The following is a 21,875-nucleotide window of genomic DNA, read 5'->3' as shown; positions in this document are numbered from 1 at the left end:
CCATGAAAAAAATAACAGTCATGCGTTGGCTCGGCTCTGCCGTCGCGGTGTTGTTTCTCATGATGTTGATTGTCAACTATTGCAGCATCGGTTTTGACGTCGCCTTGTACGATGATTACGGGATTCATGACCGGTCGAATCCGTTTACGGTGGCACAGCTGATCCTGCCGCTGGTCGGCTTGATTCTCAGCGGCGCTTTAACCTGGCGGCTGAATCATTGGGAAACGGCAGCGAAGAAAGAAACGAATTCATCAAACGGATAATTCATGGAGGATAAGTCCGGGCGTACTCACAGTGAGAGGCTGTCTGGATAACGGGGAAAGACCCGAAAACCGGCATGCAGAAACAAAGAAAGCCGGATGAAATCAACACCCAAGGGCAGCAATGCCCTTTTTTAGTGTTTGCGCTGAGCTGAAAAGAGAAGATTGTCGGAAAGAAACCTTATTCGCCCGCAGTTCGGCTGGGCTTTGCTTTGGACAACGGATAAAGAAGAAATCAAGAAATCTGAATGACTTCGCTTCACTTTCGTTTCTCTCATTCAAGAAATATCAGAAAAAGTGTAAAGTTCGCTTGACAGAATATGTAAAGTTGACTATACTAAAAATGTAAAGCTAGCTGTACTATGGAGTGTGATCAAGTTGAAGAATCGAGTTCAGGAACTGCGCAAACAGCGCCGCTTATCGCAAAGTGAACTGGCCGACGCGGTCGAGGTTACCCGCCAGACGATCATTTCGCTGGAAAACGGAAAATACAATGCCTCGCTGATGTTGGCGCACAAAATTGCCCGGTATTTTGACCTGACGATCGAAGAAGTATTTTTATTTGAGGAGGATGAATGAAATGTTGGTTAAAGTTTTAAGTCATGCGCTGGCCAGCGGCGCCGATTATGAAAAAACGTTAAAAACCCGCCGGAATCTTTCCGTTCTGGGGATGATTTTGGGATTGATCGTTTTGGTGATTGTGAACTTATGGACACCGGATGCGGATCTGACCTTCGCAGATTTTCTCAAGGGTGTTTATACGGGAACTGGTATCGGCGTGATGTTGTTCTCTGGCTTGTTCTGGGTGAAGGTAAAAAACTTGCTGAAGGATCCGGAATTACAGAAGAAGACCCGGATTCAGGAACAGGATGAGCGTCAGACGTTGATCGCGATGAAAACGTGTTCCTCGGCCTTAATGATTTTGATCGGCCTGGAATATTTCGCCCTGTTATTAAGCGGGATGTTCAATGCCACGGTATTTTTTACGCTGCTGGCGGTACTGGTCGCCGTTCTTGTCGTAATGATTGGCTGCAAGCTCTATTACAGCCGCCGGATTTAGAGGTGATCCGCATGGGCAAATGTGAAAAGCGGGCCTGGCCGCTGACATTGGGGTTATTGGTGAACGCCGTCGCGTTGGCGGTTCACGGTCTGATCGAGAATCTGCCGGAGGGATTGTTCATCCTGATGGAGCTGGCCGCAATTGTGCTGATGTTGTGGGGAATTGTGGAAACCCGACGGCGGGCCGGGCTGTGATCGGTTGAAAAGTCTGCGGATCGCAGTGAACCGCGGCTGTCCTTGGAGTGAATTGAATATGAATTCATGAAGCCGGATTTGTCGGAAGCGATCTGGCTTTTATCTTTTTTCAGCGGATCTTCATCGCGGGGAACCTCATTTTTGACGACTTTGCGTATTCTGAACCGGAAACCTCTGGAAGCCGGCGCAGGAAACCAGTATAATGGACATCAGGGAAAGGATGATGAATTCGATGATTTTATTAAAAAACGGCTGTGTTCATAACGGCCGGGGACAGGTAAGCACCACGGATCTGTTGATTGACGGCGGAAAGATCGTCAAAATCGGCGAACATCTGGAAGCGGCCGGCGCAGATGTGATCGACGCTGCCGGGATGCATGTGTTTCCAGGCTTTATTGATCCGCTGAGCGATTGGGGGATTCTTGGCCCGGGCCGGGAAATCCGCGGCAACGCCAACGACAACGATGAACGCTCCGACGTGTTTACGCCGCAGCTGGACGTCAAATATGCCTTTAACGGCCGGGGAATCACCCGGCAGCAGATCTACGCCTTCGGCATCACCGCGGTCGGCGTCGCGCCGTCCAACAACAATGTGTTCGGCGGTCAGATGGCGGCTTTTGAGGTGCACGGCGTCAATCCGATGAAAATGTTGATCCGGGAAAAGGTCGGCATGAAAGCTTCAGTCACAGAGGCGGTGAAGGAAGCTTACGGCTCCCGCAATCTCGCGCCGATGACCAAAATGGGGATTTTTGCGATGCTGAAAGAAAAACTGGCGGCCGCGAAGGATTACCATCCAGAAGAAGAGAAGGTTGAACGCGATGAAAAGCTGGCAGCCCTGAAACAGGTCGTCGATAAGCAGATGCCGCTGTTTGTCAGCTGCAACACGCCGACGGAAATCCGTTCAGTGCTGCGGACAGTCGCGGATTATGACCTCGATCTTGTGTTCTGCGGCGGCTTCGGCGTCGACGGTTCACTGCGGGAGCTGGCGGAAAAGCGCTGCGGTTTGATCGTCGCTAATCCCGCTAACGGTTTCAACAAATATACGCGCAATACCGATTACGCGGGAATTGCCCAGCTGGCGAAGCAGGGCGCAACCGTGGCGTTCAGCGCGGCGGATAATGGTTTTGGCGGCCGCGAGGATCTGTTGTGGTCGGCATTGGAAATGCAGAAAGCGATTCATGACAGCGAAACCGTGTTGACGATGCTGACCTACAACGCGGCGAAGCTCTTGGGGATTGAACAGCTGACCGGTTCGTTGGAAGAAGGCAAGCGCGCCGATCTCGTCCTGTGGAGCGCCAATCCGATCACCAGCTACAAAGGCGCCGTGGAAATGACGATCGCCAACGGTGAAATTCTGTATCGGAAAGGAGATGCGATGAAATGCTTCTTATAAAAAATGGCAAAGTCCTGACGATGGGACCGCAGGGCGTTCTGGAACAGGCCGACGTGCTGATCGGCGACGATGGTAAAATCATCGAGGTGGCCGCGAACCTGGAAGCATCCGGGGCAGAAATTCTGGATGCGAGCGGTAAAATCGTCATGCCGGGGCTGGTCGACGCGCATTCGCATATCGGCGGCTTCGATACGGATACCGGGGCGCAGGACCTCAATGAACTGACCAAGCCGCAGACGCCGGAAATTCAGGCTTACGACGGCATTAATCCGCTTGACCGTTCCTTTATGGAATCCGCAAAGGCTGGAATTACAACCAGCGCGATTACACCGGGCAGCGGCAACGTGATCTGCGGCTTAGCGTGCGCCGTCAAATCAGCGGGGACGTCGCTGGCCAGCCGGACGCTGCGCAATCCGATCGCGCTGAAAGCGGCGATGGGCGTGAACCCGAAGGGTGTTTACGGACCGCGCACAGCGCTGCCGATGTCGCGTTTAGGCGTGGCGGATCTGTTCCGCGACTACTTCCTCAAAGTGAAGGATTACCAGGCGAAAAAAATCCAGGGTGAAAGCGATCCGGAGAAAATGCCGAAGTTCGATCAGGGGATGGAAAACGGACTGCTGGTTCTGGAAAAGAAAATTCCGCTCAAGGTGCATTGTTATCAGCACGACATGATGTCGTTATTGCAGCTGGCGGATGAATTTGATTTCGACGTGACGCTCGATCATGCGTTAGGGTCCAGTGATTTCTATGATGAGATCGCTTCGAGCAAGCATGTCCGCGGTGTGATTTACGGTCCGCTGGGTGCACCGCTGTTTGGCGGCGAGGGCTGCAAGGTCGATATCGACTGTCTGGCCGAGCTGGACCGGCGGGGCGTCTGCTGCGCGATCATGACGGACGGCCCGTGCTTTGTTCCGTATATGATCATCACCCAGGCTGGCGAAGCGGTGCGTACCGGTCTGGATGAGCTGCGCGCGCTGGCAATGATTACGATCAACGCCGCCAGGATTATCGGCTGCGACGACCGGGTCGGCTCGTTGGAAGCGGGCAAAGACGGCGACGTGCTGATTTTTGACGGCATGCCGGCAGTTGATACCGATGCGCGCAACCTCTGCACGATCATCGACGGCAAGATCGTTTATCAGGCGTAACGAATAAACAAACAAGGCTTGCCCGTGGCGGTAAGCCTTTGCTTGCTTTCGTGATGCAGCTGAAAAGACGGCGGCAGGCGGGACAAAGCCGCAAAAAAAACACGCCGGCAAGGCGTGCTTCAATAACGATTTGTCAGGCTCAATACCGGGCGGCAATGGCCGAGACCATCAATGCTTTCAGCTTGACCGGACTGAGGCGGCGGGCGGACTGCGTGCCCATTTCCATGGCGGCGCACAGCTTATCCACACCCTGGACGACCCAGCCTTCCTTTGTCTGCGGACGCTGGCGGGACATCGGCCACATGTGGTTGAGAATACAGTCTTCCATGATCGGATCCACCGCGGTGGATTGCCGGGCCATCGCCAGCGCGACCTGCGGATGCACGACGCTGTGGCGGCCTTCGATCGGCTGTTCGTTGTTCTTCCAGTCGTACAGGTAGAAGTCGTGCAGCAGCGCGCCGCGGGTGGCGCTGCGGACGTTCAGGTTCAGCCGGCGGCTGATTAAAAATGTATAATAAGCGACGTTGACGCAGTGCTGCAGGCGCGTGGTCTTGCAATGCTGGACATAATCGCGCAGCTCCTGAACATCGTCGATATGCAGAATATCCTGTACCAATTCCATGAATTCGCTGACCAGCGTTTCTTCGGAATCAGTAAAATTCAACCGGGATCCAATGGGTTTTTCCAATGAAATCACTCCTTTTGAAAAACTACAAGTCCCATCATAACAAGGTTCACACAGAAAAACAAGTTATCCATCGTGAATAATTCATGAAAAACCAGGAAAGGAAGGGAGAAATTATGTTTTTAGATACAAAAAAAGCACAGCGGTATCTCGATCGGGCACTGGCTCGGGGCGGAGATTTCGCGGAGCTGTTTGAAGAAGAAAAATGGACGTGCAGCGCTTCGATGCTCAACGGAAAACTGGAGGGAGCCAACAGCGGATTGCGCTGGGGGCTGTCGATCCGGATCTTTGACGGACTGCGCACGGTGTATGGCTATACCAACGAGCAGGAAGAGGAAAAGATCCTCACGGTGATCGATCAGCTGACCGCGGCGATCGGCCGCAAACGCCAGGCGGAATGTCCGGCGATCCAGGAACAAATTATTCCGGATCAGCACGCCCCGGAAATTCCCGTGCAAAGCGTGACGTTAGCCCAGCGCCGGGCTTTGATGCAGCGGGCCAACGACGCGCTGCTGAACTACGATCCGGTAATTAAAAAAGCGATAGTCAATCTGGCCGATGAAGACCAGACCGTCATCATCGCCTCCAGCGACGGCAGGCTGGTGCGCGATAACCGCCAGCGGACGCGGCTGCGCATGCAGGCAGTCGCGATGGACGGCGATCGGATGCAGAACTCTGCGAAAGCGCCGGGCGCGCATGCCGGTTATGAATTCTACGATCAGATCGACGTTGAAGCGATGGCACGGGACGCTGCCCGCACGGCCAAGGTGATGCTGAACGCCGACGAATGCCCGAGCGGAGAAATGACCGTCGTGATCGACAATGGTTTTGGCGGCGTCATCTTCCATGAAGCCTGCGGCCATTCCTTAGAAGCCACCAGCGTCGCTTACGGCAATTCCGTCTTCTGCGGCAAGCTGGGTCAGAAAGTGGCCAGCGAGCTGGTCAACGCCGTGGATGACGGAACGATTCCGCATGCCTGGGGGTCCAACAATATCGATGATGAAGGCCAGGCCACCCGCCGCAATCTGTTGATCGAAAACGGCGTGCTGAAGGGCTATCTGATCGATCCGCTGAACGCCCGGCGGATGGGCATGGAAGCGACCGGCTCCGCGCGCCGTCAGGACTACACCTTTGAACCGACATCGCGGATGACCAATACCTTCTTGTTGAACGGCACATCGACGTTTGAGGAAATTATCGCCGATACGCCGTTAGGGTTATATGCCAAGCGTTTAGGCGGCGGATCTGTGAATCCGGTCACCGGTGATTTCAACTTCGCCGTCCTGGAAGCCTATATGATCCGCGACGGCAAGCTGGCTGAACCGGTCCGAGGCGCAACCCTGATTGGCAACGGCGCGGAAATTCTGTTCAGAATTGATAAGATCGCGGACAACGGTTCGCGCGAGCAGGGGATGTGCGGCTCCAAGAGCGGTTCAATTCCGACGGATGTCGGCCAGCCGACGATCCGCGTTACGCACATGACGGTCGGCGGCAAAGGAGGAAAATTGAAATGATCGCGGAAACAATTTTAAACTACGCAAAGGAAGCAGGCCTGGAAGAGGCGGAGGTCTATCAGAGTCAGACACAGACGCTGCGCTTTGACATTCTGGACGGGCAGCCGCGCCAGTTTGTCGTTTCGGATAAAAGCGGACTTTCACTGCGGGGGACGCGTCAGGGCCGCTGCGCCAGCGCCTACACGGAGAAAACCGATGAGGCGTCATTGCGGGCTTTGGCAATTCAATGCCGCCAGCTGGCCGACGCTTTGGAAACAGAAGATACTGTGCTGTTAACGCCGGGACAGACGCCGATGAACGACGACCGCAGCGATGATACGCTGGCCCGCCGAACGGTCAGCGACAAGATCGAATTCATGAAAAAGGTGGAAGCCGCGGCCCTGAAAAAAGATTCGCGGATTCTGCGGGTATCGGCCTGTGGTTATCAGGAAACAGCGTCGGTAACGACGCTGGCCAATACGCAGGGGTTGGAAGCGACCCGGCGTTCGACATTGGGCCTGATCACGCTGAGCGTCATCGCTTCGAATGGGAAAGAACAGACCAACGGCTTCAGCTGGCGCGCGATTAAGGATCTGGATGAAGACCAAGCGGCTGAATTTGTTGAGGAAGCGGTTCGGGAAGCAGTGAACAAGCTGGACGCCGTGTCGATTCCTTCCGGCAACTATCGGACAATTCTGCGCTATGACGTTGCGACAGATTTGTTGGCATCCCTGTGGGCAATGTTCAGCGCTGAACAGATTCAAAAGGATTTGTCCATTCTGAAAGATCGTCAAGGCGAGTCCATTATGAGTCCGCTGATCACGATCGTCGACGAACCGCAGTTGCCGGATGGCTTTTCCAGCTGTGATTTCGATGATGAAGGCGTACCGACCCAGCGCACGGTGATCGTCGAAAACGGTGTGTTCAAAGAAGCTTTATTTGACCGCAAGAGCGCGCTGAAAGGCGGCCGGGCTTCGACGGGCAACGGGTTTAAAAACGGATGCAGCGCTCCGGTTCAGGTTTCGCCGACCAACCTGCTTGTAAAACCGGGCGATTTATCCCTGGATGAAATGATCGCGCAGACCGAGGACGGCGTGCTGATTACCGACTTACAAGGTCTGCATGCGGGACTGAATCCGCTGACAAGCGATTTCTCACTGCAGGCCAGCGGGTTTAAAATCGAACAGGGCAAGCTGACCTATCCGATTCATTTGATCACAATTGCCGGAAACTATCTGGAAATGATGAATTCCATCCTGGCTTTAGGCTGTGACGGACGGCAGGACTTAAACAGCGTAAGCTGCGGTTCCCTTCTTGTGGATCAGCTTGCGATATCTGGTGAATAATTATTGAATTTATTATTACATCTATTTAAAACACAGAGAAATCTGTGTTTTAATTTTTACTAAAATGTGCTGGAAAATTTTACCTTTGGCGTATAATTGCGTTTTGTATAGGGTTTTATATAGAATTGAAAAAGGAGAAAAGATCATGACATGCCAAATCTATGGCTACGTACGCGTATCGACAAAGGATCAAAACGAAGACCGGCAGATGATTGCGATGTTGGAGTTCCCGGTTCCCGAGAAAAACATCATCGTCGAAAAGCAGAGCGGAAAAGACTTTAACCGGCCACGTTACCGGCGGCTTATCCGCAAGATGAAAAAAGGCGATCTGCTTGTGATTAAAAGTATCGACCGCCTGGGCCGCAACTATGAAGAAATTATCCAGCAGTGGCGGTATCTGACCAAGGAAAAAGGGATTGATATCGTCGTTCTGGATATGGCGCTGCTGGACACCCGGGAGGGGAAAGATCTGACCGGCACCTTGATCGCCGATCTGGTGCTGCAGCTGCTGAGCTATGTCGCACAGACCGAGCGTGAGAATATCCGTCAGCGGCAGAAAGAAGGCATTCAGGCTGCGAAGCGCAAAGGCGTCCAGTTCGGAAGGCCGAAAATCCCGGTTCCCGATCAATTTACCGAACTTAAGCAGCAGTGGAAAAACAACGAAATTTCATCGCGGCAGGCCGCTTCACAGCTTGGCGTTTCGCACGAAACCTTTCTGCGGTGGTGCAAGCGTCAGGCTTAGTTTTCAGCCTGTCATCTAAAAAAGTAGACTTTTTATTACTGATCATTTCATCCCGAAAACGCCTGTAAATCGGCTGTTTTCGCTTATAAATTTATTATATTCTGAATGTCACAAAAAGTCTGCTTTAGTTGACAAAAAGGAGGACGAACACAATGCCGAAACAAAGTTTACTGGAGCTTTTGGCAAATCAATGCGGATGTCCTTATCTGTCCGATCTGCATACACAGACCTATCGTTCCGTACTGCGAAAGGTTGTTTTCCGGCTTGCCGCGGATCGTTACAGCGACCAGGAATGGAGCGATAGTTTTACCTATATTTTAGGACGGAAGGCCGAAGCTCAGACGGCAGAGGAAATCAAACGGGAACTGATCCATGCGATCAGTGAAAAGGAATAGAAGATCCGGATATCCGGATCTTATTGCGTTTTATCGACACTTTTTAAAGCTGATTAGCCTGGAATTTAAGTTTAATTATGAATAATTCATGAAGTCGCTGACATGCGGCTTTTGCGGTATTCCGGAACATGTTAAAATAAAATAAATAAAGAATTACCGATTTGAGGTGAAATTCATGAAAGAAAGGGGTTTTTGGAACCGATACGGCCTGATGCTTTTTGGAATCCTGCTTTATGGAATAGATCTCGCATTGATCATTTTCGTTACACAGCGGTTGTATAAAAATATCGTAGAGGTGTCATTTGTTACGGCACTGCTTCCAATAAATTTTGTATTCTGGCTTATGCGCGATAAAGAGGGCCGGGAAAAAAAACGCGAAGATGAGCTCAATTCCAGGCTGTCCCGATGGCTGGTGCCGCCGTTATTCTTTGCTATGGCGCTTTATATAGGGGTCGAGATGCCCTATATGTTAGAATGGGGTTATAGCCTTGCCATGGGTGTGGGCACTTTATTGTATCATGCTTGTTTACGCAAACGGATTCCAGGCTGGGGACAGCGAATCTCTGAAATATATGTCTGCATTTTGGTTTTAGAATTCTTTCTCCTTCTCTCATTTCCGTGGATGACGGGTTTAAGAACTGTAAATCAGGCGGAAGCGATCTTAACGCGGCAAGGCTATGAAGAGATCTACTATGCAGTCAACACTTCTCCATCAGAGCTGGAACGGATCTTTAAAGACGACGTGCCTGAACTGACGCGCAGTGAAAAGAAGGCTGGACTTTATGTATTTTCAGCTGTGGATCAAGGAGAAGCGATCGGCGTGATAATCAGTCCGGCCAGCGGCCGGATTATAGTCCAGACGTCTGTTTCTGAAAACGCAGCTTTGAATTCCATCATCTCTCATTAAGTGATGTCAGGGTATCTGTTGAAAAGGAGGCAGGTTGCAATGCAAGAAAAAACGAGCTTTTGGCAAAGATATGGTTTGATGATCCTGACGATTATCCTTTATGGACTCGATTTAGGGGCGATTCTGTTTGTCAGTCAGCAGTTGTATAAAAATATCGTAGAGGTGACAACGTTTGCAGCGTTGCCGCCAGTGTTCTTTGTTCTGTGGCTGCTACGGGGAAAGGCTGGAAAAGAAAACTACCGTCAGGACTGGCTGAAAACCGGAGCGTTATCATGGATTATGACGATCATTTTATTCATAGTTGGACTAAGCGTCTGGCTGGCCATGCCCTATTCTTTGGCATGGAGTTATGCACTTATGATGGCTTTGGGGTATTTCCTCTATCATAGCTGTCTGCGCAAATGGATTCCAGGCTGGGGACAGCGGATTTCAGAACTTTTTGTATGTATTTTCACTTTGGAACTGGCCGCTGTGCTTTTATTTCCGATCATTACGGGAATGAAAACCGTAAATCAGGCGGAAGCGATCTTAACGCGGCAGGGCTATGAGGAGATTCACTATGCGGTCAACACTTCTCCTTCCGGACTGGAACTGATTTTTAAAGACGACGCACCCGAACTGACGCGCAGTGAAAAGAAAACCGGATTTTATGTATTTTCAGCTGTGGATCAGGGAGAAGAAATCGGCGTGGTGGTCAGTCCGGCCAGCGGCCGGATTGTCAGGCAGGCATCGTTATCCGACAATCTGGTATTGAATCTGATGATTCATCAGTAAGGAGGACGGCATGGATACGCTTAAAACAATAGGAAAACGAATGAAACCGATTTTTGTGTTTGTGCTTTTGGAAGCCCTGCTGGCCGGCATTTTGATCGGCTGTCAGACGCAGGGGCTGGATCTGGATGGAGATCTGCGGCTGATTCTTAATTACTGCTTTATTTTATTTGTCGCTTTGTTTCTATGCCTGGATCGTTTCGATATGGAAACGGATCCGAAGAAATGGAGACGTGGCATTTTGGCTTTTATCGCCGTTCTGGTCTTCGGGCTGTTGTATGACCTGCGCTGGGTAGATCATTGGAATTCGGTGAGGAACTTGCTTTCTACGGTAGGCACGGTAAGTACGCTGATTCTCCTTCTGATTCGTTTTATCCGTAAGCGGAAACTTTCCGTTGTCACAGGCTCGATAGTGCTGATGGCCAGCGAAGGAATCACCGCTCTGCTTTTAACCTTCCTGTAACCGGAAGGTTTTTTAAGCAATTTAACTTTATTTTATTACCAGTCATGATATAATGGATTCGCATTTCAGGTGCAGGAAACTGCTTAATCGGGAACAGAGTGAATTTCTCTGACTGCCCCAGCAACCGTGAAGCGGACAAACTTCCAACAGCCACTGTATATCGATATGGGAAGGCGGAAGGGCGGATGAAGCGAAGTCGGTAGACCGGCCTGAATGAAAGAAGTCTTGTCTTCTGGGTGAAGGATTAAAGGCTAGGCTGTGATTAGCTCTGTTTTAATCATGGAATAGTCAAACTCACTCATTCTGAATTCAGGAATGAGTTTTTATTTGGAAAGGGGGAGTGGGAATGGATCAACGCTGTTGCGCTTATTCGTTTCTAAAAGAAACTTCGAGGCAATGTGATTATGAGGTTGCCAGCGATGAACTCGCGTCGCTGATCGCCCAGGCGGCGCACTCGGCCAAACATCAGCCGGAACTGCTGAAGCTGTGCGAACTGGTCTATCATGCCAATGGTTCAATCCGGGGACGCCTGGCGATCCGGGACGAGGACTTTGAATGGCTCGATCAGCTGTATGTTCGTCTGACGCAGGAAAACGGTCCGCTCCGGCAATTTGTGCTGCCGGCTGGCTGCGAAGGGGCCTGCGCGCTGCATGTGCTGCGCAGTCGGTGCAAGGCGGTGCTGCGGATCGCGTACGCCATCGACCGGGAAGAAAAACCGGTGCCGGCGATTCTGCTGGATTTTTGGAATCTGTTATCCAACGTTTTCTTCCAGATGGCGCTGAAGGAAAACCGGTTGGAAGGCGTGAGCGAGATTCCGTTTGTTTCCCGCAGCTACAATGTCGGTTAAACAAATCGCGCGAATCGCGATCATGGCGGCGATGATGGCCGTGGTGTTCACGATGTTTTCGCAGGTGCTGTATCTGGAAGCGATCACGCTGACGATCGCGGTGCTGGCGCTGACGTTTGAGCGGCGCGAGGTCTTCTATGGCGCGTTGGTATTTACGCTGGTGAACATGCTAGTGCAGGGCGTTTCCATCTGGACCTTCGCTTACTGCCTGATTTATCCCGTCTACGCGCTTCTGTTCGGCAGCTTGAAGCGGGTGCTGCGGCGGCATCGGTGGGCGGCGGTCGCACTTGTCGGCCTGTGCTCGTTTGCGACGGGGCAGCTGCTCGATCTGCCGTTTATTCTGTTTTCGCCGAAACTAACGCTGATTTATATTGTTCTGGGCTTAAAAACGTCGGTTATTCAGGGATTAGTGAGTGCGCTGGAAGCGCTGTTTCTACTTGATCCGCTGCTTGACCGGCTGGAAAAGATAGAGAGGAAATAAAAAATGAAAAAGAAATGGATTGCCGCGGCCGCAATTTTGGCAGCGATTCTGGTCTGTGTGCTGGGCTTCAACGCGTTAAAACCGAAGACGGTGGCCGGCGCAAAAACAATCAACGTCACCGTCGTCAATGAAATCGACGGCACCGAACTGTTTTCCGGAGCGATCAAAACCGATGCGGAAACCTTAGGCGGAATGCTGGAAGGGGCGCCGGAGCTGAAAGCGAAAATGGAAACAAGCACTTACGGCCGGCTTTTAACTGCGCTGCTGGACGTAGAACAGGGCGATATGGCAACCGGACCGTGGTGGCTGTACGAATCGGAGAATAACGAAGCGTGCAAGGCCGCGGGATTCTGTCCGGCCGTCGACGAAACCCCGATTCAGGATCAGGATCAATTTACATTTAAATATACGGACAGCTATTAAAACCGCGGAAGCCAGACTTCGTTTTTTGCGGGAACAATATTCCGTGTGCAGCCGGATATCCAGCTTGAATTTGTTGGATTTTCCAGAAGCATCCGGCTTTGATCTGCGGAAAAATATGGTATAATGAAAACCATTCGGGCTGAAGAAGCGAAGGTCAACATCAACTGGAAATATTACAAACCAAGAAGCAACGCCGAAACAGAAATGAGAAACAAGGTGCGTCAGGACGGAATGTCTTCGCCGGCCTTGTTTTTCTTCCCCATCAATAAGCAGGAGGAATGGAAAATGGAAATTGAAGTCATAAAACGCGACGGCCGGACGGTCCGCTTCCACAAGGAAAAAATTCAGAATGTCATTGAAAAAGGGTTTGCCAACGTTGGCACACATTGCAGCGAGGAAAACGTCAGAAAAGTCCTGAACCGGGCTTTGAATCAGATTGAGGCTGCCAATCTGCCGCAGATTGAAATCGAGAAGATTCAGGATCAGGTTGAGGAAGCTTTTGTCGAGGAAGGCTTCATTGAAGAATACAAAGCGTTTAAGAACTACCGTCAGAAGCGCGCACTGGCCCGGGATTGTTTCTCATCCCGCCAGCACCGGCTGATGAAAACGCTCGAAAACTTCGGGATCAAGGACTCGAAGGAAGTCAATGAAAAGCGGGAGAACGCCAACATCAACGGCGACAGCGCAATGGGCATGATGCTGCAGTACGGCAGTACGCTGACCAAGGCCTATACGACCTCCTATTGTCTGGATCCGAAGGTGGCGGCCGCGCATGAAAACGGCGATATCCACATTCATGACATGGATTTCTATCCGATGGGCACGACAACCTGTCTGCAGATTCCGCTGGACAAGCTGTTTCAGGGTGGTTTTAATACCGGCCACGGGTTCCTGCGCGAGCCGAAGGACATCGCTTCTTACGCGGCGCTGGCGGCGATTGCGATCCAGTCCAATCAGAATGATCAGCACGGCGGCCAGTCGATTCCGCTGTTTGATTACTATCTGGCTCCGGGCGTCATGCATACCTTTAAGAAAAACTACCGTCAGGCGCTAACCGATTACGTCGATTACACCCAGGCGCTGGATATGGAAACGCTGAATTTGGCGTTGGCCCAGATCGACAGCCTGAGCGATTTGCGGGCTGTGGAGCTGACTGGCGATCAGCTGCCGTTAGTCTATGAAAAAGCGCTGGCGAAAACGGAACGCGCGACGTATCAGGCGATGGAAGGTCTGATCCACAATTTGAATACAATGCATTCCCGCGCCGGCGCGCAGGTTCCGTTCAGTTCGATCAACTTCGGAACGGATACGAGCGAAGCGGGCAGAATGGTTTCCCGGCAGCTGCTGCTGGCCATGGAAAGCGGCCTGGGCAATCATGAAACGCCGATTTTCCCGATCCTGATCTTCAAGATTAAGGAAGGCGTCAACTACAATCCGGGCGATCCGAACTATGATCTGTTCCAGCTTTCCTGCCGCGTTTCCGCCAAGCGGATGTTTCCGAACTTCGCGTTCATTGACGCGCCGTTCAATAAGCAATACTATAAGGAAGGCCGGCCGGAAACGGAAATCGCCTACATGGGCTGCCGGACGCGTGTAATCGGCAACGAGATCGATCCGGAAAATGAAGTTGTCGTCGGCCGGGGCAACCTCAGCTTCACCTCGATCAACCTGCCGCGTCTGGGCTTGAAGCATGGCGAGGTCTTGCAAGGACAGTGCGATCTGGAGGGCTTCTACCAGGAACTGGACGAAAAGATGGATCTGGTGAAGGACCAGCTGTTAGAACGATACCGTGTTCAGTGTGCCCGCCGGGTCAAGAATTTCCCGTTCTTGATGGCGCAGGGCAACTGGCTGAATTCAGATCAGCTGGATATTGAAGATACGCTGGAATCGGTGCTGAAGCACGGCACTTTGACGATCGGCTTCATCGGTCTGGCGGAATGTCTGAAAGCTTTGATCGGCAAGCATCATGGCGAAAGTGAGGACGCCCAGCAGCTGGGACTGACGATCGTCACCCGGATGCGTGAGCGCTGTGATCACTATACGAAACAATACGGCTTGAATTTCTCTCTGATCGCGACCCCGGCGGAAGGTTTGTCAGGCCGGTTCATCAAAATGGATCAGGAAGAATACGGTAAGATCGAAGGGGTGACAGATAAGGAATACTACACGAATTCATTCCATGTCCCGGTTTATTATCCGACCGATTTCTACCACAAGCTGTCGGTGGAAGCCCCGTATCACGCTTTGACCAACGGCGGTCATATCTCTTATGTGGAGATGGACGGCGATCCGTCAACCAACCTGGCGGCATTTGAGAAGGTTGTCCGGATGATGAAGGAGCTGGGGATCGGCTACGGGGCGATCAACCACCCGATCGACCGTGATCCCGTCTGCGGCTTTAACGGAATTATCAACGACGAATGCCCATGCTGCGGAAGAACGGAGGACGGCGTGCCGTTTGAGCGGATCCGCCGGATCACCGGATATCTGGTCGGGACGCTGGACCGGTTCAACGATGCGAAGCGGGCGGAAGTCCGCGACCGTGTGAAGCATGGCTGAGCTGCGCTTATCCGCACCGGTGCAGTTTGACAGTATTGTCGATGGCGAGGGCCTGCGGGCGGTCGTCTGGACACAGGGCTGTCCGCATGGCTGCCCGGGCTGTCATAATCCCCAGACGCACGCGTTTGACGGAGGAACAAGCGTCGCTTCCGAGAGTATTCTAGAACAGCTGAAGGCTCATTTCTATCTGGACGGCGTGACGTTTTCCGGAGGCGAGCCAATGGCACAGGCAGCGGCCTGCGGCGAATTGGCGCAGGCTGTGCATCATCTGGGAATGAATGTGTGGTGCTATACCGGTTATACCTGGGAAGCGTTGATGGAAGCGCAGGATCCAGATCAGAGAATGTTTTTAGAACAGATCGACGTTTTGATCGACGGGCCGTTTCTGCTTGCGCAGAAATCCTTGAATTTGCGGTTCCGGGGATCGGCGAATCAGCGGCTGATCGACGTGCAGGCCAGCTTAAAAGCACAGCGTGTTGTTTTAGCTGAGAAAAACTGAAATGAAAAGCGAAGACTAAAGAAGAAAGCGGGAGCGGATTTTAAACATCGCCCCGCTTTTGTCAATGCGGGAGTTGCATCCCTTGTCAGTTTGTGTATAATTACGGATGGATAACGGTCGGGAGGATGAACATGCGGGATAAGATCCGGTTTGACGCTTATAAAGAATTAAAGATCGTCAATATTGAAAGTCTGTTTTTTGCTTTTCTGCTTGGGTTTACGCTCATTGACAACGGTCTGTCGCCGATCGCGGGCGTAGCAGCCGGACTGGTTTCGGTGCTGGTCATTAAATTTCTGTTCCGGTTTAAAATCGGATATTTTCTGGTATCCACGGTATTCAGCGGATTCTGGGCGATCGCGTTCAGCTCAGGCTGGCTGCGGGATGGGAACTGGCTGGTTGGCGGCGGTCTGGCGCTGGGCATTTTTGCGGCGTGCCTGTACGGGCATCAATTAAATTATGAGGAAGAAAAAAACCGCGAGGACGACTAAGAACAAGTCGGAGCTTCACGGTGAAAAGATCCCTGCGGACATGGCTGTCGCAGGTTTTTTTGTGGATAATTTCAGCGGATTATGGGGAAAGTTGAAAGCGTATTTCAGATTTGTTCAGCGCTTTGCCGAGCATTTTTGATCAGATCGTCGAACAGCGCGCCATCGATTTGAAAGGTTTCTTCCTTGAAGAAATTCTCCTTTAGGTTCCATCCTATTGAAACTAAAGATTAAAATATAGGCAATAATGAAATATTATCTAGGTAATATACCGGAGAAATGTCAAGAGCCGCGTCCTGCTGGTTTTCAGCCGGAAGTTATGATATAGTTACAATGTATAAACAAATTGTGGAAATCCGGGTTGAACCTTGCGGTCAAACTTGGTTTTACAGGGCAGTCCGCGGCGCATATACCGCGGGAAAACGGAGGAACTTATGAAAGAAATGCCGAAGTATAAAATTATTGAAAATTACATCATTGACCGGATTCAGTCCGGCGATTTAAAACCGGGGGATCAGATCGAAACTGAAAAACAGCTGAGCGAAAAGTTTGATATCGGCCGGCTGACCGTCAACAAAGCGCTGATCAATCTGGCTCAGGAGGGTTATATCGAACGGACGGCCGGCAAGGGGTCGTTCGTGCTGCCGCGGATGGTGACCAAAAGCATCAGTCAGGGCGGCAGCTTTACCGACGATATGGCTTCGGTCGGCATGAAGGCTGGTTCGCAGCTGATCGAATACAAGGTTTATAAAGCGTCGGACGTCCCGGAGGTCGCGGAATATCTGGAGCTGGCGGACGATGAACTGATCCATTACTTCGTGCGGCTGCGGACCGGGGATGGGGAACCGATCGCGTTGAGCTATACTTACATTTCCGCCAAGATCGTCCCGGCGATCAATGTCAAGGCCCTGGAAGGCTCGTTAACGGAATATCTCCATTCCGTCGGTGTTTACCGGGGTGGCGCGCTGCATAAGATGTCGGCGCATCTGCCCAGCGAGTCGCAGAAAAAGCTGCTCGGCGTCGGCAATGTCGCGTTGCTTTTAAACGAGCATATCACCTATGACGAACAGCGGCATCCGTATGAATACATCAAAACCTACTACATCAGCAGCCAATATGCCTATACCTTTAGGACAGGATTTCTGGCGGAGCGCTGAGAAAAATAGGAAAACTGTCCATTCCCCTCTTGAGATCTTTTCAAAATAGTATATAATGTAACTGTAAATGTATATATAAATATACAGATACACCTTATTCCTCAGAAAACTTGCTGGTCACAATGTTTGCGCTGGAAAATCTCAAGGAGGACAAGAGAATGAAAAAATGGATGTACGACTGCGTGCTGGAAACTCCGGCGACCGCTGAAGCAATGTTCAAAAACAAGGACGCCCTGGTTGGCAAGCTTGTCGATCTGTTTCTGGCGAAGGACTACAAGAAGATCGTCATGGTCGCTTCCGGTTCTTCCTACAACATCGCCAACTGCTCGAAGTATGCGATCCAGAACTATCTGGGCGTCAAGGTTGATCTGATCAACTCCGTCACCTATGCCAAATATGATTATAAGTTCCATGAAAACGCGCTGGTCATCTGTATGTCGCAGAGCGGCAAGAGCACCAATACGATTGAAGCCGTCATCAAGGCGAAGGAATGCGGTAACGACGTCGTCGCGATCTCCATGGTTCCGGACAGTCCGATCACGCGGTATTGCGATACTGTGCTGGAATACGGTTCCTATGGCCCGGGCGACGATGTATTTGTCTGCCGCGGCGTTCCGACATCGACGCTTTATTTCATTCTGTTTGCGCTGGAAGCCGGCGTCAAGAAGGGCGCATATCCGAAGGACAGCTATAAAAAACGCATGAAGGAAATTGAAATGATCATCCATGAAATGCCGCGGATCCGTGAAGCGATCGACCAGTGGTACAATGCGAACAAGGAAGAACTGTGGTCGATGAAACGCGCGATGACCGTCGGAATCGGTCCGAGCTTCGGCCCGGCGATCGAAGGCGCGCTGAAAATGGAAGAAACGATCGGTATTCCGTCCAACGTCTATGAAACGGAAGAATTCCTGCACGGTCCGGTCTATGAAATTAAAAAGGACAACGCCGTTTTCCTGCTGGACATGGACGATACAATGCACGACCGCGTGATGATGATTTACGAAGGACTGCATCAGCTGACCGACCGTGTTTATCTGATCACCCGTCATCCGGGCAACAGCGATAAGCGCGTTATGACGATTGACGTCGACGCCTGCAGCCTGCTTCTGCCGATGTTGTTTGTCATGCCGTTCCAGATTTTATCCAGCCGGATCTGTGACGATTGCCGGATCAATGCGATCACCGTGTATAACTACCGCTTTTCCCAGGCGATCAAAACTAAGGCTAACTAACGCCTGAAGACAGCCTTCCCTTTCTTTTCAGAAGCCGCAGCCCGGCTTCTTTTTTTCGTGTCTAAGCCGGGATATCTCAATAAATGTTTTGAAGTTCGATTAATATTAAAAATAATTCTTGTCAAAAGGTTACTGTTAATGATAGAATCATTTCTGTTTGAAATTCAAAATATTTGGAGGAGCTATGAAAAAGACATTGAAAAGAGTGATGATCGGCCTGCTTGCGGCGGTGATCCTGCTTGCGGCCGGTTTGGGATGGATGTTCAGAAAAGAGATTCAGACATTGAATTCGATTCAAAAGGTGGACGATTACGGGATGTACCAGATCGAGTACAGCGCGGATTACGGATTGGATCAGCTGGTGGCATCCGGCGGCGCGTCCAGTGATTCCGAGCTGGTTTCTTATGTGGCGGGGAATTTATTGAAGGGCCTGCCGCTGAAATTCAACATACCGGATTTTGGATGCAGTACGTTCCAGGCGCAGAATGAGGAAGGGGATTGGCTGTTTGGCCGGAATTACGATCTGAACTATGTTCCGAGCATGATCGTCAAATCCAATCCGGATCACGGCTACGCTTCCATCGCGGTCGCGAATATTTCGGTGCTGGGCTACAACGAGGAAAAGCAGCCGGACAGCTTCCTGTCGTCGATCATGAGTCTGGCCGCGCCGTATGTCATGATGGACGGCTTGAACGAGATGGGCTTTTCGATCGGCGTGCTGCTGATCCGCGGCGTGGAGCCGACCAACCAGGAAACGGATAAGCTGGACTTGACGACGACTTCCGCGATGCGCTGGCTGCTGGACAAAGCGGCGACGGTGGAGGAAGCGATCGGAATGCTGGAAAACATGGATATGCACGCTTCGGCCAATGCTTCCTATCACTTTCAGATGGCCGATGCCCAGGGCGACAGCGCGGTGATCGAGTATGTGGATAACCAGCTTCGCGTCATCCGCAAGGAAGACGGCGAGTTTCAGATGCTGACAAACTTTCTGATCAGCGAGGATGTTTACGGCTTTGGCAAGGGGCAGGACCGATATGCAATTCTGGCGGACACGCTGCAGGAAAACAACGGCATTTTATCGGAAAAGAATGCGATGTCTTTATTGGAAGCTGTCAGTCAGAATAAGGTGAACGAGGAGACCGGCACGCTGACGGCGACCCAGTGGTCCGTCGTTTACAACAACACGCAAAAGACTGCGAAGATCGTGGCCGGCGGCCAGTTCGGCAATGTGATTGAGGTTTCACTCGGACAATAACAACGGACGATTCTCCGCAGCGGCAGTGATGAAAATCACTGCTTTTTTTTGTTTAGGCAAACAGGGAAAGCGATTTTCCTGACGCAAAAAGCACACTTATTTTGACTGTTCATCAAGTCAGGGGATTCCCTTAAAATCATGCGAATTTCTTCTTTAACTTGATTATAGAACCTGTAAAAACAGTTTGTCAATAAAAGTGTACTTAATGTTACAACGGGATTTGATCGCATTGTATATTCTGATATCAAATAATATCTATGTAAATTATACGTAAAATTATAAAAATTATAATAAATATATAGACAATACATTACCGTTGTGCTATATTAAGTTTACAAAAATGATAGCGCTTACCAGGAGGAATGGATGATGAAACATATCGTTTTACTGACTCACGGACATTTGTGCGAAGGCTTCGCTTCTGCCCTGCAGGTCATTTCCGGCTCAGACAATCCGCTGACGCTGCTCTGCATGGAAGCACAGGACTCACCAGATACGATGCACAGCCGGGTTCATCAGGTTCTTGAGCGCTTTCCGGCGGCGGATCCGGTCATTCTGATGACGGATATCCCCGTTGGCAGCACGACGCAGATCGCGATTCCGTTTCTGGAAGACTACGCCAACCTCTATATCGTGACAGGCTTGAATTTGGGCCTGCTGCTGGAGGTGGCGCTGAATCCAATGGAAGACGATGTCAGCACGATCCTGCGGGAAGCGGTTGAAGCCAGTCGCCAAACATTACTGTTCATCAATGACCAGCTGGACAGCAATGAGGAATAGAAAAGAAAGGGAGATGTTTCAATGATTAAACTTCTCAGAATTGATGATCGTTTGATCCATGGGCAGGTCGCTGTCTATTGGGTCAATGCGACCGGCGCGGACACCATTGTTATCGCCAACGACAAGCACGCTACCAACGCCATGCTCAAGATGTCCTTAACCGTCGGGAAGCCGGCCGGCTCCAAAATGGAGGTGCTGACCGTGGCCAAAGCGGTGGACTATCTCAACAACGCCGCCAATGCCAAGCGTAAAATCTTGTTGATTTGCGGCAGCTGCGAAGACGCGGAAACGCTGTGCGCCGGCGCGGCGGAAATTAAGGAAGTCGATTTAGGGGGGATCCGGTTCGCAGAGGGGCGCACCTCGATTTCCAATCAGGTCTTCTTAGTCGAGGACGATCTGCGGCATCTGGATGCGATCGCCGGGCAAGGCCGGACGGTTTACATTCAGGAAGCTCCGTCCAAGCCGAAGATCCCGCTGTCTGAAATCCATTCCATATTTGAAAAAAATAAAAAGTAAAAACACTCGGAAAGGGGAAAAATTATGTTTTTAATCCAGTGTATCCTGGTATCCATGGTGCATGTCCTGAGTATTCTCGACGGCCGGATTCTGGGTCAGAATTTATTGAACACACCGATCGTGGAAGCCACGTTAGTCGGTCTGATCTGCGGCGACGTCCAGACGGGTTTAGTCATGGGCGCAACCTTACAGCTGATCTTCATGGGGTTTGTCGGTATCGGCGTCACCTCGCTGCCTAACTCCTCTGCCGGCACCATTCTGGCGGTGGCCTTCGCGATCATGTCGCATCTTTCGGCGGATTCCGCGATTGCGCTGTCCATGCCGATCGCGCTGTTATTCCAGCCCTGCGGCATCATTCCGCGGATCATCAACAACATCTGGAATCCAAAGTGCGACGCAGCGGCGGAGCGCGGGGACTTCAAAGCAATTGAACGGTATTATTGGCTGGGGGTCGTCGTCTTTGCCATCGTCTACTTTGTTCCAATGTTCTTAGCGCTGTACTTCGGCTCCGGCGCGGTGGAAACGATTATCAACTTCATCCCGGAAGTCGTGATGAACGGACTGACCAAGGCTTCCAGCGTGCTGCCGGCCTTAGGTATCGCTTTATTGATGAACTACATCATGGATAAGGACGCGACGCCGTTTATCTTCCTGGGTTTCATCTTAGCCGCGTTCCTGGGCGTCAGCTCCCTGGGCGTCGCGGGCTTGGGCGCCGTGATCGCTGTGGTTTATTATAATATGGTTCAGAGAAAGGCTAACGAGTAAAGGGGGAAGCCAC

At 51.3% G+C, this 21,875-nt stretch carries 26 protein-coding genes and 1 riboswitch; of the genes, 25 read left to right on the top strand and 1 reads right to left on the bottom strand.

Going from position 1 to position 21,875, the window contains the following annotated elements; all coding sequences use genetic code 11:
- Nucleotides 1-2: 2 nt before the first annotated feature.
- The 6 genes from DWY25_RS15970 (at nt 3) to DWY25_RS15945 (ending at nt 4,055) form a co-directional block, all read left to right on the top strand.
- Nucleotides 3-263 (top strand): hypothetical protein, encoded by a 261-nt coding sequence (locus tag DWY25_RS15970; protein WP_117896060.1) that lies wholly within the window; start codon nt 3-5, stop codon nt 261-263.
- A 375-nt stretch (nt 264-638) separates the two neighbouring features.
- On the top strand, nt 639-839 hold the full coding sequence (locus tag DWY25_RS15965; protein ID WP_039865436.1) for a helix-turn-helix transcriptional regulator: 201 nt from the start codon (nt 639-641) through the stop codon (nt 837-839).
- 1 nt (nt 840) lies between these two features.
- Entirely contained in the window at nt 841-1,320 is a 480-nt protein-coding gene (locus tag DWY25_RS15960) for a hypothetical protein (protein WP_117896059.1), read from the top strand.
- Between the two features lie 11 nt (nt 1,321-1,331).
- Complete coding sequence (locus DWY25_RS15955) at nt 1,332-1,514, top strand: hypothetical protein (RefSeq protein ID WP_117896058.1); 183 nt, start codon at nt 1,332-1,334, stop codon at nt 1,512-1,514.
- Between the two features lie 232 nt (nt 1,515-1,746).
- The gene (locus DWY25_RS15950; protein ID WP_181981871.1) at nt 1,747-2,907 is read left to right on the top strand and encodes an amidohydrolase family protein; all 1,161 of its coding nucleotides are present in this window, start codon (nt 1,747-1,749) and stop codon (nt 2,905-2,907) included.
- A complete protein-coding gene (locus tag DWY25_RS15945; protein ID WP_117896056.1) occupies nt 2,895-4,055 on the top strand; it encodes an amidohydrolase family protein in 1,161 nt (386 codons plus the stop codon). Before DWY25_RS15950 ends, DWY25_RS15945 begins: the two co-directional genes overlap by 13 nt.
- A gap of 139 nt (nt 4,056-4,194) precedes the next feature.
- Here the strand turns inward: DWY25_RS15945 and DWY25_RS15940 are convergent, their stop codons facing one another.
- Entirely contained in the window at nt 4,195-4,752 is a 558-nt protein-coding gene (locus DWY25_RS15940) for an HD domain-containing protein (protein WP_117896055.1), read from the bottom strand.
- 104 nt (nt 4,753-4,856) lie between these two features.
- Here DWY25_RS15940 and DWY25_RS15935 point away from each other — a divergent pair, with 104 nt between their 5' ends.
- From DWY25_RS15935 to DWY25_RS15845, 19 genes are all read left to right on the top strand, one after another.
- Nucleotides 4,857-6,254, top strand: coding sequence for a TldD/PmbA family protein (locus DWY25_RS15935; protein WP_117896054.1), 1,398 nt, complete (start codon nt 4,857-4,859; stop codon nt 6,252-6,254).
- Nucleotides 6,251-7,579, top strand: a complete 1,329-nt coding sequence (locus DWY25_RS15930; protein ID WP_117896053.1) for a TldD/PmbA family protein — start codon at nt 6,251-6,253, stop codon at nt 7,577-7,579. The genes DWY25_RS15935 and DWY25_RS15930 overlap by 4 nt, the downstream gene beginning before the upstream one ends.
- Before the next feature lie 145 nt (nt 7,580-7,724).
- Nucleotides 7,725-8,321, top strand: a complete 597-nt coding sequence (locus DWY25_RS15925) for a recombinase family protein (protein WP_039865427.1) — start codon at nt 7,725-7,727, stop codon at nt 8,319-8,321.
- A 152-nt stretch (nt 8,322-8,473) separates the two neighbouring features.
- Nucleotides 8,474-8,716: a hypothetical protein gene (locus DWY25_RS15920; protein ID WP_117896052.1), complete on the top strand. Its 243-nt coding sequence runs from the start codon at nt 8,474-8,476 to the stop codon at nt 8,714-8,716.
- Between the two features lie 175 nt (nt 8,717-8,891).
- Nucleotides 8,892-9,623, top strand: a complete 732-nt coding sequence (locus tag DWY25_RS15915; protein WP_117896051.1) for a hypothetical protein — start codon at nt 8,892-8,894, stop codon at nt 9,621-9,623.
- Between the two features lie 39 nt (nt 9,624-9,662).
- Nucleotides 9,663-10,397, top strand: coding sequence for a hypothetical protein (locus DWY25_RS15910; RefSeq protein ID WP_244926001.1), 735 nt, complete (start codon nt 9,663-9,665; stop codon nt 10,395-10,397).
- 10 nt (nt 10,398-10,407) lie between these two features.
- Entirely contained in the window at nt 10,408-10,857 is a 450-nt protein-coding gene (locus DWY25_RS15905; RefSeq protein WP_117896049.1) for a hypothetical protein, read from the top strand.
- A gap of 50 nt (nt 10,858-10,907) precedes the next feature.
- A riboswitch (cobalamin riboswitch) is annotated at nt 10,908-11,084 on the top strand.
- 119 nt (nt 11,085-11,203) lie between these two features.
- On the top strand, nt 11,204-11,704 hold the full coding sequence (locus DWY25_RS15900) for an ATP:cob(I)alamin adenosyltransferase (RefSeq protein WP_117896048.1): 501 nt from the start codon (nt 11,204-11,206) through the stop codon (nt 11,702-11,704).
- Complete coding sequence (locus DWY25_RS15895; protein WP_117896047.1) at nt 11,694-12,185, top strand: cytochrome B; 492 nt, start codon at nt 11,694-11,696, stop codon at nt 12,183-12,185. The genes DWY25_RS15900 and DWY25_RS15895 overlap by 11 nt, the downstream gene beginning before the upstream one ends.
- A gap of 3 nt (nt 12,186-12,188) precedes the next feature.
- Nucleotides 12,189-12,608, top strand: a complete 420-nt coding sequence (locus DWY25_RS15890; RefSeq protein ID WP_117896046.1) for a DUF4430 domain-containing protein — start codon at nt 12,189-12,191, stop codon at nt 12,606-12,608.
- 123 nt (nt 12,609-12,731) lie between these two features.
- Entirely contained in the window at nt 12,732-15,167 is a 2,436-nt protein-coding gene (locus tag DWY25_RS15885; RefSeq protein ID WP_462439595.1) for an anaerobic ribonucleoside triphosphate reductase, read from the top strand.
- Nucleotides 15,160-15,666 carry an anaerobic ribonucleoside-triphosphate reductase activating protein gene (nrdG, locus tag DWY25_RS15880; RefSeq protein WP_117896045.1) on the top strand — a complete coding sequence of 169 codons (507 nt, stop codon included), beginning with the start codon at nt 15,160-15,162 and terminating at the stop codon, nt 15,664-15,666. The genes DWY25_RS15885 and nrdG overlap by 8 nt, the downstream gene beginning before the upstream one ends.
- A gap of 131 nt (nt 15,667-15,797) precedes the next feature.
- Nucleotides 15,798-16,154: a hypothetical protein gene (locus tag DWY25_RS15875; protein ID WP_039865424.1), complete on the top strand. Its 357-nt coding sequence runs from the start codon at nt 15,798-15,800 to the stop codon at nt 16,152-16,154.
- A gap of 431 nt (nt 16,155-16,585) precedes the next feature.
- A complete protein-coding gene (locus tag DWY25_RS15870) occupies nt 16,586-17,308 on the top strand; it encodes a GntR family transcriptional regulator (protein ID WP_117896044.1) in 723 nt (240 codons plus the stop codon).
- 158 nt (nt 17,309-17,466) lie between these two features.
- Entirely contained in the window at nt 17,467-18,543 is a 1,077-nt protein-coding gene (locus tag DWY25_RS15865; protein WP_181981870.1) for an SIS domain-containing protein, read from the top strand.
- A gap of 184 nt (nt 18,544-18,727) precedes the next feature.
- On the top strand, nt 18,728-19,801 hold the full coding sequence (locus DWY25_RS15860) for a linear amide C-N hydrolase (RefSeq protein WP_117896042.1): 1,074 nt from the start codon (nt 18,728-18,730) through the stop codon (nt 19,799-19,801).
- Nucleotides 19,802-20,170: 369 nt separating this feature from the next.
- Complete coding sequence (locus DWY25_RS15855; RefSeq protein ID WP_181981869.1) at nt 20,171-20,581, top strand: PTS sugar transporter subunit IIA; 411 nt, start codon at nt 20,171-20,173, stop codon at nt 20,579-20,581.
- Nucleotides 20,582-20,602: 21 nt separating this feature from the next.
- A complete protein-coding gene (locus DWY25_RS15850) occupies nt 20,603-21,097 on the top strand; it encodes a PTS sugar transporter subunit IIB (RefSeq protein WP_006061327.1) in 495 nt (164 codons plus the stop codon).
- Between the two features lie 24 nt (nt 21,098-21,121).
- Nucleotides 21,122-21,862 carry a PTS mannose/fructose/sorbose/N-acetylgalactosamine transporter subunit IIC gene (locus tag DWY25_RS15845; protein ID WP_117896040.1) on the top strand — a complete coding sequence of 247 codons (741 nt, stop codon included), beginning with the start codon at nt 21,122-21,124 and terminating at the stop codon, nt 21,860-21,862.
- Nucleotides 21,863-21,875 lie beyond the last annotated feature (13 nt).

The sequence above is a fragment of the Holdemania filiformis genome, from assembly GCF_003459085.1.
Classification (GTDB): Bacteria; Bacillota_I; Bacilli_A; order Erysipelotrichales; family Erysipelotrichaceae; genus Holdemania; species Holdemania filiformis.
The sequence above is the reverse complement of the archived record's forward strand: the minus strand, read 5'-3'. Positions and strand labels throughout refer to the sequence as shown.